This is a genomic window from Paenibacillus sp. LK1 (assembly GCF_002750415.1).
Taxonomy (GTDB): Bacteria; Bacillota; Bacilli; order Paenibacillales; family Paenibacillaceae; genus Paenibacillus; species Paenibacillus taichungensis.
Map to the genome: position 1 here is coordinate 106568 of NZ_PEII01000008.1, position 17888 is coordinate 124455.

At 43.2% G+C, this 17888-nt stretch carries 15 protein-coding genes; 12 read left to right on the forward strand and 3 right to left on the reverse strand.

Going from position 1 to position 17888, the window contains the following annotated elements; all coding sequences use genetic code 11:
- The first annotated feature begins 179 nt into the window (after positions 1-179).
- The 9 genes from CS562_RS18540 (at position 180) to CS562_RS18580 (ending at position 13224) form a co-directional block, all read left to right on the forward strand.
- Positions 180-950, forward strand: coding sequence for an AAC(3) family N-acetyltransferase (locus tag CS562_RS18540; RefSeq protein WP_099857997.1), 771 nt, complete (start codon positions 180-182; stop codon positions 948-950).
- A 331-nt stretch (positions 951-1281) separates the two neighbouring features.
- Positions 1282-2976 (forward strand): histidine kinase N-terminal 7TM domain-containing diguanylate cyclase, encoded by a 1695-nt coding sequence (locus CS562_RS18545; protein ID WP_099857802.1) that lies wholly within the window; start codon positions 1282-1284, stop codon positions 2974-2976.
- 279 nt (positions 2977-3255) lie between these two features.
- Positions 3256-5709: an RNA-directed DNA polymerase gene (locus tag CS562_RS18550; RefSeq protein ID WP_099857804.1), complete on the forward strand. Its 2454-nt coding sequence runs from the start codon at positions 3256-3258 to the stop codon at positions 5707-5709.
- A gap of 314 nt (positions 5710-6023) precedes the next feature.
- Entirely contained in the window at positions 6024-6401 is a 378-nt protein-coding gene (locus CS562_RS18555) for a hypothetical protein (protein ID WP_099857806.1), read from the forward strand.
- 179 nt (positions 6402-6580) lie between these two features.
- Entirely contained in the window at positions 6581-7876 is a 1296-nt protein-coding gene (locus CS562_RS18560; protein ID WP_099857808.1) for a WXG100 family type VII secretion target, read from the forward strand.
- A gap of 1 nt (position 7877) precedes the next feature.
- On the forward strand, positions 7878-8366 hold the full coding sequence (locus tag CS562_RS18565; RefSeq protein WP_099857810.1) for a hypothetical protein: 489 nt from the start codon (positions 7878-7880) through the stop codon (positions 8364-8366).
- Between the two features lie 75 nt (positions 8367-8441).
- Positions 8442-8858 (forward strand): contact-dependent growth inhibition system immunity protein, encoded by a 417-nt coding sequence (locus CS562_RS18570; protein WP_099857812.1) that lies wholly within the window; start codon positions 8442-8444, stop codon positions 8856-8858.
- Positions 8859-9216: 358 nt separating this feature from the next.
- The gene (locus CS562_RS18575; RefSeq protein ID WP_099857814.1) at positions 9217-10722 is read left to right on the forward strand and encodes a malate:quinone oxidoreductase; all 1506 of its coding nucleotides are present in this window, start codon (positions 9217-9219) and stop codon (positions 10720-10722) included.
- Positions 10723-11124: 402 nt separating this feature from the next.
- Complete coding sequence (locus CS562_RS18580) at positions 11125-13224, forward strand: TerD family protein (protein ID WP_099857998.1); 2100 nt, start codon at positions 11125-11127, stop codon at positions 13222-13224.
- 105 nt (positions 13225-13329) lie between these two features.
- On the opposite strand, the gene CS562_RS18585 is transcribed toward CS562_RS18580, so the two are convergent.
- Complete coding sequence (locus CS562_RS18585; protein ID WP_099857816.1) at positions 13330-14061, reverse strand: glycosyltransferase family 2 protein; 732 nt, start codon at positions 14059-14061, stop codon at positions 13330-13332.
- A complete protein-coding gene (locus CS562_RS18590; protein ID WP_076287238.1) occupies positions 14061-14798 on the reverse strand; it encodes a glycosyltransferase family 2 protein in 738 nt (245 codons plus the stop codon). The genes CS562_RS18585 and CS562_RS18590 overlap by 1 nt, the downstream gene beginning before the upstream one ends.
- 168 nt (positions 14799-14966) lie before the next feature.
- Between CS562_RS18590 and CS562_RS18595 the strand changes: the two genes are divergently transcribed.
- Complete coding sequence (locus CS562_RS18595) at positions 14967-15590, forward strand: hypothetical protein (protein ID WP_099857818.1); 624 nt, start codon at positions 14967-14969, stop codon at positions 15588-15590.
- Positions 15591-15738: 148 nt separating this feature from the next.
- The gene (locus CS562_RS18600) at positions 15739-16704 is read left to right on the forward strand and encodes an SMI1/KNR4 family protein (protein WP_099857820.1); all 966 of its coding nucleotides are present in this window, start codon (positions 15739-15741) and stop codon (positions 16702-16704) included.
- Between the two features lie 139 nt (positions 16705-16843).
- Here CS562_RS18600 and CS562_RS18605 read toward each other — a convergent pair whose 3' ends face one another.
- Positions 16844-17203: a winged helix-turn-helix transcriptional regulator gene (locus CS562_RS18605; protein ID WP_076287241.1), complete on the reverse strand. Its 360-nt coding sequence runs from the start codon at positions 17201-17203 to the stop codon at positions 16844-16846.
- A gap of 142 nt (positions 17204-17345) precedes the next feature.
- Between CS562_RS18605 and CS562_RS18610 the strand changes: the two genes are divergently transcribed.
- The gene (locus CS562_RS18610; protein WP_099857822.1) at positions 17346-17699 is read left to right on the forward strand and encodes a DoxX family protein; all 354 of its coding nucleotides are present in this window, start codon (positions 17346-17348) and stop codon (positions 17697-17699) included.
- Positions 17700-17888 lie beyond the last annotated feature (189 nt).

A 17888-nucleotide genomic window follows, 5' to 3' on the forward strand; every position in this document is an offset into this window, starting at 1 on the left:
GACTTATACAAATTCTTTCCTTATGGCCGGGGGGTTCCCCGGCCCTTTGTCTTGCCATGAGGCGTATGGTGTATGGCCTGAAACGGGTCTTGTGCTCTCTCCAATGCAAAGGATAACGTTAGTACCGTCGTCTACGCTCTATTTTGCTATAATAGCCCAAAGGAGGTTATCTATTCATGATACATACCCAAGAAAGTTTGCTACACCAACTGCGCCAACTTGGCATTGACGATCAAGGGACGCTGCTCGTTCACTCTTCCATGAAAAGTATGGGCGAAGTCGAAGGCGGTGCGGATACGGTGCTGGATGCATTGACCGAGTATATGAAGGACGGACTGCTGGTATTGCCAACACATACATGGTCCACGATCAATGCGGACAATCCGATGTTCCACGTGGAATCTTCGCCATGCTGCGTCGGTATTCTTCCTGAACTATTTCGCAAACGACCTGAAGTAGTACGTTCTTGGCACCCTACACATTCGGTAGCCGCTCTGGGACGCGACGCCGAAGCAGTTACGAAGGACGATCATCTTTTCGATACACCTTGTGCGAGAGGCTCAGCCTGGGGAAAACTGCTTGATCGGAAGGCAACCATTCTTTTGGTCGGCGTTGATCTGAAACGGAATACGTTTATCCATGGTATCGAAGAATGGGTCGACATCCCGGGCAGATTAACGGATGAGCCCGAGATGTTACGCACGGTTTTACCCGATGGAACCGAAATTTCGGTGCCTTCCCGGAGACATTGCGGATTGTCATGGTCGGAGCATTTTTGGAAAGCGGATGACGTTCTTGAACGTAAAGGTGCGATGCATAAGGGACAGCTTGGCGATGCGATTGTCAGAGTGTGTGATGCAGCCTTGTTGACGGAAGTGATCACAGGCATGCTCCAAGATAATCCGGATTTGTTCTCTGACAATTTGCCTTTGGCTTCTGTACACGAATGAGGAGAGGGCCGTCCGGTGACGGAGGGCTCTACATACGTACCTGCTTGCCTCTTACGACAGCTAACAAGGTCTTCTTTCCTCCCGGTTTACATCTAAACGTTCAATTTCATTCACAAAAACGCAAAAATTGCGCAAAATTCAATCAGAGGTTGGTTGGTTTGCCATTGTATGGGCTACTCACCCCATTAGCGGTGTGATAAGATGTGGTTAAATTAACCAATAGCAATAATATAGGAATATCTTTTAAAGGTTTATCGAAGGTTCACATAGCGTTAAGGAATAACCCAGTTCAATACTATCTTCGTTGTCGCATGCAAAAAGGAGAAGATTCGTGAGCCCATTAGTATGGTATGATCTCTTTCTATTCGTCCTATTGTTTGGTGTATACGTATATGTTTTTGCAACGGTTAGAATTACGAACTTACATAAGGTTTACTTTTTGTTTCATGGGTTGATGATGCTCTGGCCATTCTGTCAATTTGCGAGTACGTTGACGAAGGACCCCGGCTTGCAGTTGTTCTATGTTACGTTATCTTTTGTCGCCGTTTCCTTACTAGGGAGTGGTTGGCTGCTGCTTACGATCTTCATTACGGGTGAAGCGGAGCGATTAGGCCCAAAAAAATCCTTCCTATTGTTCATCCCTGCGGTTATTGGAGCGGTTGGCGTGATCCTGAACCCGTGGGGCTGGTTTGTAACTCCGCTGGAAGGCGGTTATATCGAGCGGGAATATGGACACTGGTTCTGGGTTGTCATGGCTATACTCGTGAGTTACTTTGTAACATCCCTCTTTATTTTGTTCCGGGCACTTTATTCTTCTCGAACGTCCTCCATGATTAAAAATCAGGTGAAAGTTACGCTATGGGGCATATTCGTGCTGGCTGCTTTTGCAACAATCGACGCTCTGCTTAATGTGGTTCTAAGAGCGTATTTACCGTTCATTATTCCCGGACTGACTTCGCTGGGGATCTTCGTGTCCGACCTTTTCTTCGTCTATGTCATTAAAAGGTACAATGTGTTCGATCTGGTTTCCATTGCCCATGAGGATGTGATCAATACCATTCCTTACGGCATCCTTGTACTGGATGAGAATGAGATGATTATTGAATTGAACAAAGCCTCCCGATCCTTCATGGATCTGCATGTGGGGGATTCTTTTGATATGGAGGCATTTCTGGGTTCTGTTCGTGTAGAGGGCAGCCGTCAGAAGTTTCTGGATGAGTATAAGCAAAAGGACAATACCTTGTCTCAAATTGAAGTACTCGTGGGGCGGGATGACATCCGTCATTATATCCTCCAAGCGTCTCCCATTGTTGATGCTGCTCGCGCGCCTATTGGACATATCCTTACGTTCCAGGATGTCTCTCAAGAGCGCTTCTATGTTAAAGAAATGAATCGGCAGAACGAGACGCTTCAGGAGCGTAATCATGCCCTGGATCGCATTCGTCTGGAGTTGTCCGAGGCCAATCGCAAGCTGGAAGAACTCGCCCTGACGGATAGTCTGACGAACTGCTACAATCGCCGTTATCTGACCCAACACCTGAATCACGAGGTCATCACCAACATTCAATATAAAACGCCGTTTTCACTCATACTGCTGGATATTGACTACTTCAAAGCGATCAATGATCGCTACGGACATGTCATCGGGGATGAAGTGCTGCATCGTACAGCTCAGGCTGTCAAAGAATCCATTCGGAGCACCGATATTCTAACTCGATATGGCGGGGAGGAATTCATGATCTACCTTCCGTATACGGAGCATGATTTGGCGAACCAAATCGCGGAGCGCGTAAGATTAGCTGTGGAGTCCAACCGCATTATGGTGGATCACGAGATTGAACAGGTGTCCATTACGATCAGCATAGGCATTCTGTCGATTGAGGATTTTGAATTGGAGCATGTACCGGATAACCCGGAGGGGTATCTGATTCAGCTGTTCGCTGCGGTGGATAAGGCGTTGTATCAGGCGAAGCAGAATGGGCGTAATCGGATTGAATTTGCGGAGTTAGAGCGGGTTGTTTTTTGATTGTCGAGAGCGGAGGGACTTCATGGCATGAAGAATATATTCAGTTTTTTAGCATTGATGAGAGATAGAATTTCAAATTGTTGAGTAACTTCCTTAAAGCTTATCGTTACAGACAGAGCGGAGTAAGGTATCATAAGTGAATATAACCATCTTAGTTAAATTGGAGTTGCTTATAATTAGTGGTTGACATCCTAAAGTGTTAATCCATCTAAGTAGCTTCTATAGGTAAACTTTATTGTTGATTTTTAAATCAGGATAGATTTCAAATGAAATCCAAGTATGTTTGTTAATCAGGATATTATATATGGAAAAGAATATGGATGTGATTTTATGTCAAGTAACGAGAACATAGCGAGAAAAATGTTGAATAGTGGTTTTTTTCCAAAAGAAGTTCCAAGTGAGTTCGTTTCTGCCACTATGAGTGAAAAATTAGAATCTCTGGATCTCTCAAAGTCAAGACTATCAAGTAATACATTAAATAAATGGACTAAGTTAATAGATATATCTGTGCCTAAAGGAGATAACTTTAGGAGAACGGTATCTATACCACATCCGCTACATTATATTTTATTGGCCAATCTAATTGAACAGAATTGGGAGACACTCGAGGATCACTTTTTGAAATCAGAATATTCATTAACAACCCCTAAAAATTCTGATACTGACAGGATAAGGCCAAGATATGAGATGTCTGAAAAAATAAAAAGAAGAATTGATAATCTTGCTTTAAAAAGGTACATTTTACAATTAGATATATCGAGATATTACCCTAGTATTTATACTCATGCTATCCCGTGGGCACTGCACACTAAGGAGTATGCTAAATCAAACACTAAGTCTGAAATTATAGGGAACAATATCGACAAATTAGTGAGAAATATGCAGGATGGCCAAACAATTGGTATACCTATTGGACCTATTAGTTCATTGATCATACAGGAAATAATAGGAGTAGCAATTGATGTTGAGTTTAAGGAAGAGTATAGCGGAAATTTAAAGGGTTTTAGGTACACTGACGACATGGAGTATTATTTTAGTTCATCTGAAGAAGCAGAAAGAGCGTTAAACATAATAAATAAAATTTTAAAGAAATACGAATTGGATATAAATGTAAACAAGACTAAAATTATAAAAATTCCGCAGGTTCTAGAACCAGAATGGAAGTTTTATTTCAAGAGATTTAAATTTAGAGTTAATAATAACAGTATTCAAAATTCTATTTTACTTCAAAGAACTGATTTAATGGAGTATTTTAGTGGAGCATTTAAATTCAAATCAAAACTAGAGGATAAGGGGATTCTAAATTATGCGTTAAAAGTAATAAGAAACGTTGTAATACATAAGGAAAATTGGGATCTTTTTGAGTCGTTATTGTTTCAATCTATTTTAGTTGATCCTTCTATAATTCCTGTAGCTTTTGAGATTATTGAGAGCTACAAATATAGAAGTTATCCATTGGACTATGATAAAATTTTGGAATTTGTTAATGCTCAAATAAGGGATAACATCGAATTTAAAAATGATTACGAAGTGTTTTGGGCGCTAAGTTTTGCTGTAAAACTCGATATACCTCTCATTGAAGATGTAGCTCAATTATTATTGAAAAATGATAATGCTATTGTAAATGTACTTGTGATGATATTAAATTCAAAAGGCCTTTTATCGGGAGAGTTAGACTTTTCTTATTATAAGAGTCTTCTAGTGGATGATAGTTTATACAACAGTAGTTGGTTGTTCTACTACGAGTGTTGTGTACAGGGCTGGCTTGGAAAAGACAAAGACGATCAGTGTATTAAAGATGATAGGTTTTTTTCTCAGCTTTTGAATTGTAGTATATCATTCATAGATTCTAATCATTCCAAGGTATTAGAGGAATTGAAACATTCGATAATTTCAATCTGTATCGAGCAGTATAACAAAGAAGAAAATTGTAACTCAACTCAAGATATACTACAGGATGTTATTAAAGAATATTCATTCTCATTGGAGAATGAATTAATTGACGACATTGGAAATAGGCTGGATTTAGAAATCAACAAGTTAGAGGAGCAACCAGGGACAGAAAGGGAACCGGAGCAACCAGGGACAGAAGGGGAACCGGAGCAACCAGGGACAGAAGGGGAACCGGAGCAACCAGGGACAGAAAGGGAACCGGAGCAACCAGGGACAGAAAGGGAACCGGAGCAACCAGGGACAGAAAGGGAACCGGAGCAACCAGGGACAGAAGGGGAACCGGAGCAACCAGGGACAGAAGGGGAACCGGAGCAACCAGGGACAGAAAGGGAACCGGAGCAACCAGGGACAGAAAGGGAACCGGAGCAACCAGGGACAGAAAGGGAACCGGAGCAACCAGGGACAGAAGGGGAACCGGAGCAACCAGGGACAGAAGGGGAACCGGAGCAACCAGGGACAGAAAGGGAACCGGAGCAACCAGGGACAGAAAGGGAACCGGAGCAACCAGGGACAGAAAGGGAACCGGAGCAACCAGGGACAGAAGGGGAACCGGAGCAACCAGGGACAGAAGGGGAACCGGAGCAACCAGGGACAGAAAGGGAACCGGAGCAACCAGGGACAGAAAGGGAACCGGAGCAATCAGGAACAGAAAGGGAACTGGAGCAACCAGAAACAGAAAGGGAACTAACAATTAAGGATAATTGGATATTTAACTTTTTAACGACAAACATTAATAGAACTTCAAGAATTAGAAACAGAGGGGAAGAAGATGAATACTAGATTTTCGGAATTTAGTTTGGAGCGAATGAAACAATCAACGAAAAGCACGAAATATTTCGGTATTAACTCTTTGGATAATTCTAATTTGCTCATCTGTCATTTTACTTGTCTTGACAATGAATTCATCAATTGTCTGCTGTCGTAGTATGTCATTTTGAGATGGATATTTCTGTAATCATTAACTCAATAAGTGGTACATTTAAGGCGACTAAAACCTTTTCCAGCGTATCTATGGAAAAGGTTCTTTCGCCTCTTTCTAATACTCCGATACGCGGGAGATTGAAGCGGGGCATGCAGAGCTGCTGGAGGAGTATGTGAATTTTCTGCTAGAGCATCCAGAGGAATGTATAGAAGGTCTGAGAACGATTGTAGAGGCTGCGGTCCGGTATCGTTGGCAGATCGATCGAGTTTTACATATGTTTGCGAGTCAGGTTCAGGATGTCGGTAGAGAAATAGATTCTTCAAACAACGGAAATATGTACCATCACTGTTATCACCGGGCTTTATACGAACAATGCATGGGAAGGCAAAAGAAAGCGGTGGAGTTCATTTTGCAGGCACTCAGGTTAGCGGATGAGCTTGAGATGAATCGGTATTTCAAGAAATGCGCGGCACTATTGGAATCGTTGCGGGAATGTGCGACGGAGGAGCAGGTTGGGCGGTATCGGGCGTTTTTGGAGGAGATAGGGTAAGGGGATTATTTGCTGGTGATAAGTACTCTGAAATAGGTAAATGCATATAGGACCCTAGCACCGATGATGGGTACAGCTTATGTTTTAGAAATGGTCAAATCAGGATGTTAGCCGGATGGTCTATGCTACAAACTTCTGCTAACATTGGTTAATCCTATTTTAAATGAGCGGAGAAACGTATGAGTACAATCAAAGTAACCCCTGAACAACTGCATCACGTATCGAATCAGGTGGATCAAGCCAGACAACAGTTGGAGAGTATACGTGGTGATCTGACGAGACAGATCATGTTCATTCAGACAATGTGGATGGGTGCGACGCAGGAGCGGTTTTTCTATGAGTTTGAGCAATCACGCCCTATACTGGATAAAGCGCTGGAGAGTATGGTGAATACATCCAAGGAATTGAAGGACATCGCTACGCGCTTCCAGGATGCAGATGCTCAGTTGGTAAGTCTGGGTGGTGCAACTGGAGCAGTCGGTGCCGCAGCAATCATGACCAATTCAGCAGGTGATTCAAGCTCGGGTGATAAGGGATATCGGATGGCACGAATCAATATGTTTGGAAAGTGGGTGTGGATGCCTGTCAACGAGGATGGTGATGCGGATCAGGCTGCCCTTCAGGCGTATGAGAAGGATCATGGACATCTGGATGTTAATCGCATGGAAGGTGTGAAGGTTGAACCACCTGGGGATGATATATTTTCACTACAGATCAAGGCATTCCAGAACGGAATACATCCCTATACAGGAGAAACTGTCTCTGATTCTTATGCTCGAACCATGGTTACCTCTCTAAAGTTTGCCCAAGTGTTTATGGCGATTCAGATGGTTCGTGGGAGTGTTCCGGGAGGCAAGGGTCCATTTCGCTTACCATCATCTAGTCCAGCCGTGGCGAAAATTAAGAAGAATATAGAGGCTGCTAAGGCGAAGAGTGATAAGGCACAGACTGTTGCTTCTGTGAATCCACAAAAGATTACAAATAGCGGAACTCTAGTTAAGGAAAAGAGCAAAACAACGTACACTAACCTCGCTGGGTCTGAACTCACATGGGTAGATCAGCATCCAAAGAATATTAATCGGGATGTTGATAACTTTTTGGGTAGCTCCAACATTGGTAAAGCAACGGAAGCAAAGGTTGCGAATTTTGTAAGAGACGAAACAGAAATCATTGGATTTGGACTAAAGATATTAAAAAAGGATGGTCAACCTGCCGGAGATTTAGATGTTGTTACAAAAGATGTGATAATTGAAGTGAAGGCTTCCATTAAAGCTGTAGACTCTGAGCAATTTTTGAAAATGACTCAGCGCGATCATCCTGATTTTTTCAATCCTGAAAACAAAAAAGTTGTCCTATATATCGATAAACCCTTAAATAAACTAAGAGATGAGCATGAGAGCATGTTAAAAGATATTAAGTCTTATGGCGTTACCGTCGTCAATTCGTTGGAAAAATTAAAGGAGGTAATAAAATAAAATGGGAACCACTGCATTTTTCTTAACGGAGCGTGAGAAGTATACGCCAGAAAAATTTTTGTCCGACACTATGATTGCGGTGTTTAACTCCGATAACCGACTTATATTTGATAATCATAAAAACCTTGAAAACGGAATATTTTCTTCTACAACGTTGAACATACTGGCTCATTCCTATAATAGTGAGGAGAATAATCATCAATTCATTATGTATGTGAAGGCAAAAGAAAATAAGAGTGTAATATTCAGTGACTATGAAGATCTTGATTTAGATCCTAATTACGAACTCATTCGAGTGGGGACAATAGAGGAAGTGTTTGGAGCAGAAGGGGTCATTCTTAGTTTTGTTTATGAATATCTGAATCTTAATAGATCAGACTATTTTTGGGTGGCTGATTACGATTGGGTCTTCACCTGGGAAGATATACAAAAGATACATTCAATGACTTATGACTCTGATTGGTGCTATAAAGATCCGAAGATGATTTAATATTACAAATAGAGCTGAACCTTTTGTTTTATCTTTGAATAATAAGTTAATCCTGCCAGCGGGAGAGTAGAATAAATGAACAAGCCAATTAAAGAGATTTACGCACTAAATCAAAATATTCAGACCGAAGAATCTGAGTATCCTTTGGATCAGTGGTACAACAGACTTATCGATAAAACAATAGATGAGATAGAATTAGAAGATGTTAGTAGAATGCTAGCTCAAAATATTTTTATGGATCTTGGTATAAAAAAAGCTTTGGAAATTTTAAAAGGTGATCCACTTGCTGGGGAAATGTATGATGGTCATTTATTAAAAATACTCTACTCGATTGAATTAAATCAATTTGAAGAATTATCACAGCTTGCATCTTTGCTTCAGGATATTAACAGAAACCTGTCTAATATTGAATGGGCTGACGAAGAGGATCAGGAAGAGTATACTGAATTATTGACTAATTTCATGAAAAAATTAGAACTTTATCAGGGATAACATTGGAGAGTAGCATCTTGATCTTTTTTTAGGACGAATTATTAAAGGCAAAGGTACCAACACGCCCATCTTTCAGAGACAATTCAGGCCACGCAACCAGAATTGTCTCTTTTTATTGAACAAATTAATCTTTCAGCCCTATAACCGGGTTATCTATCTGACATAAACTAGCGTATACTGATGGAATAGCAAATATCTTCAAATTGCATATTTAAATTGATCCATATTATTGATACACTAGATCAAGGTTATATCATTCAGAGAAGGGGCGGGCCTGTTCAAGAATGGGGCTTGCTGCAATGCCAAATCGATAACGCTTACATCCTTTTGGCAAATATAGGATATAAGGACGGTAGACATGAGCCAGGGACAAACGAGTACAGATGTTATCTTGATTGGTGCCGGAATTATGAGTGCAACTTTGGGAACTTTGCTTAAACAATTGGCACCAGACTGGAATATTAAGGTTTTTGAGAAGCTCGCCAGTGCGGGGGAGGAAAGCTCCAACGAATGGAATAATGCCGGAACCGGGCATTCAGCATTGTGCGAACTTAACTATACCGTTGAACGACCAGACGGATCCGTAGATATTAGCAAAGCGATTAAGGTGAATGAGCATTTTCAAATCTCAAGGCAATTTTGGTCCTATCTCGTCAAAAGCAATCTGATTCGTAATCCGCGGGACTTCATTATGCCGCTCCCTCATTTGAGTTATGTGCATGGAGAGCAGAATGTCCAGTTTCTAAAAAGACGCTTTGAAGCGTTATCGAAACATCCGTTATTCGTAGGCATGGAATTCTCGGATAATAAGAAAAAACTGGCGGAATGGATTCCGCTGATGATGAAAAACCGCACGGGCAATGAACCGATTGCAGCCACCAAAATTGACTCCGGTACGGACGTTAACTTTGGTGCTTTAACGCGTATGCTAATGGAACACTTAAAAAGCCAAAACGTGGATATCCACTACCAACATAGCGTGAAGAACATGAAACGCACAAGCAATGGATCTTGGGAATTAGCCGTGAAGAATCTGAAGAGCGGAACCGTCGAACGGCACACCGCGCAATTCGTTTTCATCGGGGCAGGGGGCGGCAGCTTGCATTTGTTGCAAAAATCCGGCATTCCTGAAGGTAAACATATCGGCGGCTTCCCGGTTAGCGGCATCTTTATGGTGTGTAAAAATCCGAAAGTCGTGGAACAGCATCATGCCAAAGTATATGGAAAAGCTTCGGTGGGTGCTCCGCCAATGTCTGTTCCGCATTTGGATACCCGATTTATTGAGAATCAGAAGTCGCTGTTATTTGGACCGTTTGCCGGGTTCTCGCCAAAATTCTTAAAAACAGGCTCCAATGCCGATCTGATTACGTCCGTGAAGCTGCACAACTTGCTCACGATGCTCGCGGCAGGCGTCAAAGAAATTTCACTAACCAAATACCTGATCCAACAACTCATGTTATCCAAGGAACAACGCATGGCCGAATTGCGTGACTTTGTTCCGGATGCCAAGAGCGAGGATTGGGATATGGTACTGGCGGGCCAGCGTGTGCAGGTGATTAAGGACACGGCTCAAGGCGGCAAAGGAACCCTTCAATTCGGCACGGAGGTAGTTACTGCGGCGGATGGCTCGATTGCAGCATTGCTCGGAGCTTCACCGGGGGCTTCAACCGCTGTTCACGTGATGCTGGAGATTCTCCAGAAGTGTTTCCCGCAGCATATGGATGCCTGGGAACCAAAGATCAAGGAAATGGTTCCTTCGTATGGCGAATCACTGGTTGACAACCTTACTCTTCTAAACCAGGTACATGCTTCAACCGCTCGGGTGCTTGGGCTGACAGCTGAGAAATCAGTCGTTCGGATGTAACGAGCTGTATGTAACCTGTTTACCATGCGTGTGATAAAGAGCTAAGCCGTCTAAAAACCGTGCTTAGCTCTTTTTTTATGTACCATCAGTTGTATGCCGTTCTTCAGTACTGATCGACACAAGTCAGAGAATTCCCCCTTAGTTTCGCATGTCGTAATACTTTCGCCCTGTTGGGAGATCGTGGAATCTGAGATGATGGGTTCATCAAAGGTTCGGGTCACAAACTTCGGACCTTTGGCCTTCAGGCTATGACGATCCTTCCTTCTAACTTCATTGGCGAACTTAGGGTTGCCGCTTTCCTGAAGATCTCAATTCAGAGAGGAGGCGTCCAGGCTATCATATTCCTTCCTTCTACAGCAGACCACCAATTGTAGGGATATGGCTTTCCTGGACTCTTTTATCATGAACAATACCATCTATTTGCGCAGAGCGAACAAACTCATGATCGAGCAAGAACAAGGGGAGAAACAGCTGCCGAAGGTTTATTTGGCGACTGCCCTTAAAAATATAGAAACGCTTGGATACACATTCTCGGATGAATTGATGCAAGCAGTGCGAACATTATCCAAGGAACAGTTTGAAGCATTGGTGGCCCAGGTTGTGGCTGATCTGAGAATCATGGTCGGCGCGCATGTGGACTACAAACCGATGTACCCTGGATTTCCAACACAGGTGATGGAGGAAGATGAGGTGGAACTCTACCTGAATGCTATCCTTCATTATCTGACCTTGGTATATCCGAATCATGAACCTGTGGAAAGAGTACCTTTACTGGATAAAATAAATCTAAAAGTCATTGACCTTGGAGACAAGGCAGACTTTCAGACGCTCATCCGCCAACTGATCGAAGCCAACGGCTCCATCTCGGAGACAGACAAAGCAGATATCGATACTGTGCTGGAACTTGCGGAACCGGATGAAGTGGATGCGCTGTTGCCGGCCGAGATTCCTTTCAAGGAAAATGTGGGGTTCGTAGTAGCTTCCTTATTAAAGTATGAAAAGGCTAATATCGACCGAATCGGCCCGTATTTCAGAACGGCAACGGATGTGCTTCGTCTTGCTGTGGCCTGGTCGGATGGTGATGTCAGCCTGGCTCTGGCTTCGCCTTTTCGCAAATTCAAGCGGCGTGAGAGACGCCTGTTGCTCGGTTTGCTGGAGCAATGCGGTTCAATTACGGAAGACATGCTTCGATATAAGGATCGCTGGATTCGTCTGGGCGAAATTCTGCATCCATCTGAATATAAGCTGCGTTATCCGCGATGCGAGGAAGCTTTTGATATTTTGCGTCATAACAAGTCGTTTACGACCTTTAACGGAAGTGTGGAGTTGGCCTTCCAATATCAGAATGTGTGGAGTTTGATTGAGCTGTTGAAGCAGCGCCCTGGTGAATTTGCGAGAAGATTGGATCACCTGTTGCGCTCTACCACGGATAAGGAGTATGTATTGCTGGCGTTCGGAGAAATTCTGGAGCACGTATCGACCCCGGTTTTGTTGCAGGTGAGGGAGCATTTTGCCCGACGTAATGAACCGCAGGATCTGCGTGTATTTTTTCCGAAAGGCAATTTAGCGAAGGCTTTCGCCATTCCGAATCAGCTTCCCGAGATGGACGATGACACTTGTCGTGCCGTCGTGCAGATGTGTGAGCAGGCGCTGGTGCAGCGTTTCGCCGCCCTTCCTTCGCTTGGAAAGACGTATGTTGATCCACAGCTCCATGATTATCTGGTTCCCTTTTCCCAAAGATCGGCGAGCAAGGCCCTTCATACGATTGTTCGGGGAAGCCGGGTGCCGATGGCCGAGGGAGATACGATTCGTTTCTTCAACTGGTGGAAGGAAGGCACCGTGAATGGTCAAGCAACGGGGCGTGTAGATATCGATCTGTCTGCGGTGATGTACGATGAGAACTGGAACTATGTGGAGCATATTTCCTATACGAATCTGCGTTCATCCAACTACAAGGCCGTTCACAGCGGGGATATCGTGACAGCGCCTCATGGTGCGAGTGAGTTCATTGACCTGCATATTCCGTCGATTGTTGCTTATGGTGGGCGTTATGTGGTGGCGAGTCTGCTTTCCTTTACGAGTCATCCATATTGCGATTTGCCGGAATGCTTTGTGGGCTGGATGATGCGTAAGAAGCCGGGTTCTGGCGAGATCTTCGAGCCGTCCACGGTGGCAAACAAGATTGATATCACGGCAGATACACAGATTGCCATTCCCGTCATTATGGATCTAGTGGAGCGTACGGTCATTTGGACGGATCTGGCACTGACTAGGCACCCGGAATATTACAATAATGTCGAAGGTAATCAAAAAGGGATGGTCCTGATGGGCAAAGCCTTGACCACACTACGCAAGCCGGATCTATACGACTTGTTCACGCTTCATGCCAAGGCTAGAGGTGAACTGGTGGATACGTTGGATCAGGCCGATACAATTTATTCGGTGGAACAAGGAATTACCCCGTTTGATATCGAGCAGATTATGGCTGAATATTTGGCTTAAGTACATCACATATGAATACCGGGATCGAGAAAAGAGAAGAGCAGCGAAATGCTGCTCTTTTTTTGATATTCAACCTGCCGTTAACAGAATCATCGATCTGTAATTTTAAATAAAGTTATCGGGTTGGCATATAAATTCTCTTGGGTTTCTCACTTTCAGCACTTTAACATTTCTTGTTAAAAGCTCTTTATCGCTTACGATCCACGTATGATCTTTGGAGTTCCTCCTGCGGATCGCAAGGAAATGGGATGAACCTCCTGAATAAATTTTATAGCCCTTTGCCAGGCTGTCCGAACAAAACGTCACGCATTCTCCTCGATTTTGGTCGGGAAAGCCAACCTCGCTTATTACATGTCGTTTTACGAGCAGGGTCGCTCCTTGAATCAGGGGAACATATTGATTCGCCTTGGTAGGGTAACGTAGCAGAAGGAGTTTTTTGCTGCTCAAGTACATGTAGTGGGCTCGTTTCCCTACAATATCTGCTCTGGTCTTTCCCAGGGTATGCACGCTATCTGTTAAATAGAGAGGAGCATAATAATCATCGTCATCAAACTTAGCGATGAGATTGAAATTAGATAATGAAGCTCCATAATTTAGGCAATGTCCAAGCGATACTTGTTCCGGCAGAGAAACTACCCTTACATTTCTATATTGTTTTGCCGCCTGGATATATTCGTTTACACGCAGATTATTATTATTTAATATGATGATAAGCTCTTTGATCTTATAATTTTGTCTGCTGTAGTTACGAAAAAGGTTGCCCATGCATTGTCGCCGTTTGGTACAAACAATGATAGAAACTCCATTCAAATCAAGAGAACGGTCTGGGTTCACCATTATAATAAGCCCTTTGGCTTTTTCTGCACATATTTCTTGTAATTCGTAACAGAAGGTATTTTTCGGCTCTGAGAGATCAGTTCTTTATCGCTAATGATCCATGTATGGTTGGATGAGTTTCTCCTGCGGATCGCGACAAAATTATTTTTTCCAGCAGAATAAACGCGGTATCCTTTTCGTTTGCTTCTAATGCAAAAAAGATCATCCTCACCGACGCTTTGATTTGGGAAAGGAACTTTGTTTATCACCTTGCGTTTAAAAACTAGCGTTGCGCCAGGGATTAGAGTCACAGGTCGATGTTCATCTTGTGGAAAACGAAGAATAAACGTCTTTGACCCACGTAAATACATATAATGAGACCGCTTGCCAATGACATCGGCTTTGGTTCTTTGAAAGGTTAGCAAACTTTCCGTCAAATAATAGGGAGCGTAGTAATCATCATCATCAAACTTGGCAATATAGTTGTATTTCGTTTTCTTGATCGCGTAATTAAGACAGGCACCTAGGGAGGTACGTTCCGGAAGACGATATACGTGTACGTTTGGGAACTTTTTCGCTAGACTGAGATAAGGCTTGAGGGGGATGTTATTGTTGTTGATAATAATGATAAGTTCTTTCTTGGCGTGGATCTGTCGGCTGTAGTTCTTAAACAGGTTTCTTATATAGCTTTGGCGTTTCGTGCAGGCAATAATAGAAACTCCCTGCTTTTTGATAGAGCTTTTTGGCATGACTCCCATGTGGACCGCTCCCCTTATCCGTTATGTTCAAAACTATCTCTCTTCAAAATATGTGGACAGCAAATAAGAGGAACGGCATATCTACAAAATGGAGAATTCGCACATAAGGCTCTCTTCAACTAATAGTGGTGAAATAGGAGACTCCATTTTACAATTGGTGGTGAGAGAATGGAACGATTAAAGAACAGTGGATTTTATAAACTGAAATTTTTCATTACGCCTGAAGAGCTCAAAAGCCTGCTAGCCCTTTTCGAGCAGAAACAGGTTCAATTTATCAGACCCAACCATGCGCAGACCAAGTATGATTATGATCAGGTATATGAAGCGTATAGCCGATTTTATCAATCTTTTACTGCTACGAAGGAAGAGAACAGAGAGGAGATCCCCCCTCATTTCGTATATTCGCTCTTGAGTAAGCTGGATCAGGGGAAGTCTGGATTTTTCTTGAAAAACGAGGGTGTCAGCTTCCCGTATCTTGGACAATGGGCGGAGGATGAATTGCCGTCTATCGTGCTATCGTTTCCTAAAGGGGTCCAAATGGATTTGGAAGATGAGATTGGGAAATATTATATATACGAGGATATTCGGGAGCATCGGCCGTTAACGTATGGGTTATATCATGAAGTGGCAAATAAAATAAAAAAAATAACCAAATTGCTGCGGTTTTCCGTACCTGCACCAGAAGGTTTACACGAGCAAAAGACTTCTGTTCGGGTTAGCAAAGAAGCTATGAATGATATGAGGGAGTCCTGGATTTTCAATAAATATTCGCTTGTTATGGATACCAAATAGGTTACAGTAAGGTAGGCGTAAATTATCGATATCTATCATTCGATCACTTCACGATGATTATTGTTCGCAGCTCGATGAAGCTGCGTTTTTTTTATTCATAATTTATTGATATAATTTCTACAACGAATAAGACAGGGAGGCAAGGTCAATGAATGATGAACTCTTGGAACGGCTAGAGGCTTGGCATGAAGAGGATGAGTATGAAGAGATTATAGATGCGATTACAGAGGTTCGGGAAGAGGATCGGGATTATATTCTGGTCAACCATCTGGGTAGAGCCTTGAATAATATGGAGCGTTACCAGGAGGCGGTGGAGCAATTCCTGTCGGTTGAAGAAGAGGGACAAAATGACCCGCTTTGGCATTACCGCATTGGTCTGGCGTATTATTATTTGGAGCAATATGAGAACGCGCGTGAAGCTTTCGAAGCAGCGGACCGATTAGAGCCGGGAGATGAGGATACACAGGAGTTCCTGGAATGGATTCGGAATAAAACAGCAGACGAGCTCACAGAAGAAGAGGTAGAGGTGCCTGTGGATACAGTCCATTCAATCAATGAAACCACCATCGAAGCTGCACCTGGTATCCACCCCGAATCGACGAGCTTCTGGAATGACAGTCCAGCAAACGTCGATCAATATGTGTTGTCCCCTCCTACCGATGAGCAAATTGAAGCAGTGGAGGATCAATTGGTGTTCAAGCTGCCGACATTCTATGTGAACATGATGAAACTACATAATGGTGGTGTGCCCCACTATCGTTATTTTCCGGTTAGTCAGGCGGAGAGTGATGGGAAGATTCAAGTTGAAATTTTCAATATCCTGGGTGTTGGACGGGAAAAGGCACATTCACTGTGTGGAGAAGCTGGAAGCCGGGTGATCATCGAACAAGGGGGGTACCCCGAAATTGGTGTCATTCTATGTGAGTGTCCTTCCGATTCAGAGGTCGTGATGCTGGATTATCGTGAATCCGGCAATGCCGGTGAGCCCGAGGTTGTCCATGTGAATAAAGCAGAAGGCTACAAGATCACTTGGCTTGCGCCCAATGTTGAGACCTTTATTCAAGGTTTGGTGAATGAGGGAAATCAACCTGCAAATCTTGAGGGTTCACTGTAAGAAGGTGATAGCTTCCTGATATATAAAATATTGAAGAGGCTGCATCCGTAACAAAGGGTGCAGCTTTTTCAGTTGAAACCTCTCCTTCCTGCTGTAGGAGAAGAACGTAATGTTAATGGTGAGATCACCGGTGTATTATTTAGCTGCGTTCAGGCAGCTCAGTCGTCAGATCTTCCCCATAAAGCTCGTTCAAATGATCGATGTGACCCTCGCCCCAATCATTCATGGCCTGTAATAAAGGGGTCATTCGTTGACCGTACTCCGTGATGGAGTACTCAACTTTGGGAGGAATCTGCTGATAGACCTCACGATGGACGATGTCGTGGTACTCCAATTCCCTTAATTGTTGGGTGAGCATTTTCTTGGTAATGTCAGGGATGGCCCTCTGAAGCTCGCTAAATCTCATGGTGCCATTGGCGAAAAGCCGAAGTAAAATCACCGGTTTCCATTTTCCAACAAGAATGTCCAACGCCGTTTCAAACTTGCAGTAAGTACTCATATGATGCCCTCAACTCCTTTATTTATCTAAGGTTTCTTTTTGTATACTATGTTTAGTTTAAGTGCCTACTTCCAAATATTTACCTCATAAAATATTATATGCCTAGGTGTTGATCATATACAAGAAGAGGGGCTTACGAGTTATGAATATGGCGTTATGGATTGTTCAAGGTATATTGGGTTTAGGATTTATTTTCTCGGGATGGATGAAGGCGTTCCAGTATGAACAGGCAAAGAAATCGTGGCCTTGGGCAAGCGAAGTTTCGAGAGGGTTAGTATTTTTTATCGGGATCTTGGAACTGGTTGGGGTCATTGGACTTATTGTTCCTCAAGTAACAGATATCGCCCCTGGATTGACGCCACTGGCGGCCATTGGTCTTGCTGTCGTTGTACTGTTAGGAGCCATATTCCACATTGCCCGTAAGGAGTATAAGCAAATTGGCGTGAATATCGTGTTCCTGGCGTTAGCTGTGTTCGTAGCGGTAGGCCGCTTCTGAGTTTCAAGATCACGATAGGGACAATGAACAAATATTTTGGATAACGGGAAGTAGAGGCGAGGCGATTGATTTCCGGTAGGGTTACGGAGAGCGGTCGCTATTTTTTATCTGGATAAGATACAAAAAACAGAGAGAGATTACGGCAGGCTGATAGCTATTTTCATTGCTACGGAATGTAATATAATGGTA

Coding starts and splice junctions, on each gene's coding strand:
- CS562_RS18550 (WP_099857804.1), top strand. CDS start 3,256: ATGTTTGTTAATCAGGATATTATATATGGAAAAGAATATGGATGTGAT.
- CS562_RS18560 (WP_099857808.1), top strand. CDS start 6,581: ATGAGTACAATCAAAGTAACCCCTGAACAACTGCATCACGTATCGAAT.
- CS562_RS18565 (WP_099857810.1), top strand. CDS start 7,878: ATGGGAACCACTGCATTTTTCTTAACGGAGCGTGAGAAGTATACGCCA.
- CS562_RS18570 (WP_099857812.1), top strand. CDS start 8,442: ATGAACAAGCCAATTAAAGAGATTTACGCACTAAATCAAAATATTCAG.
- CS562_RS18575 (WP_099857814.1), top strand. CDS start 9,217: ATGAGCCAGGGACAAACGAGTACAGATGTTATCTTGATTGGTGCCGGA.
- CS562_RS18580 (WP_099857998.1), top strand. CDS start 11,125: ATGAACAATACCATCTATTTGCGCAGAGCGAACAAACTCATGATCGAG.
- CS562_RS18585 (WP_099857816.1), bottom strand. CDS start 14,061: ATGGTGAACCCAGACCGTTCTCTTGATTTGAATGGAGTTTCTATCATT.
- CS562_RS18590 (WP_076287238.1), bottom strand. CDS start 14,798: ATGGGAGTCATGCCAAAAAGCTCTATCAAAAAGCAGGGAGTTTCTATT.
- CS562_RS18595 (WP_099857818.1), top strand. CDS start 14,967: ATGGAACGATTAAAGAACAGTGGATTTTATAAACTGAAATTTTTCATT.
- CS562_RS18600 (WP_099857820.1), top strand. CDS start 15,739: ATGAATGATGAACTCTTGGAACGGCTAGAGGCTTGGCATGAAGAGGAT.
- CS562_RS18605 (WP_076287241.1), bottom strand. CDS start 17,203: ATGAGTACTTACTGCAAGTTTGAAACGGCGTTGGACATTCTTGTTGGA.
- CS562_RS18610 (WP_099857822.1), top strand. CDS start 17,346: ATGAATATGGCGTTATGGATTGTTCAAGGTATATTGGGTTTAGGATTT.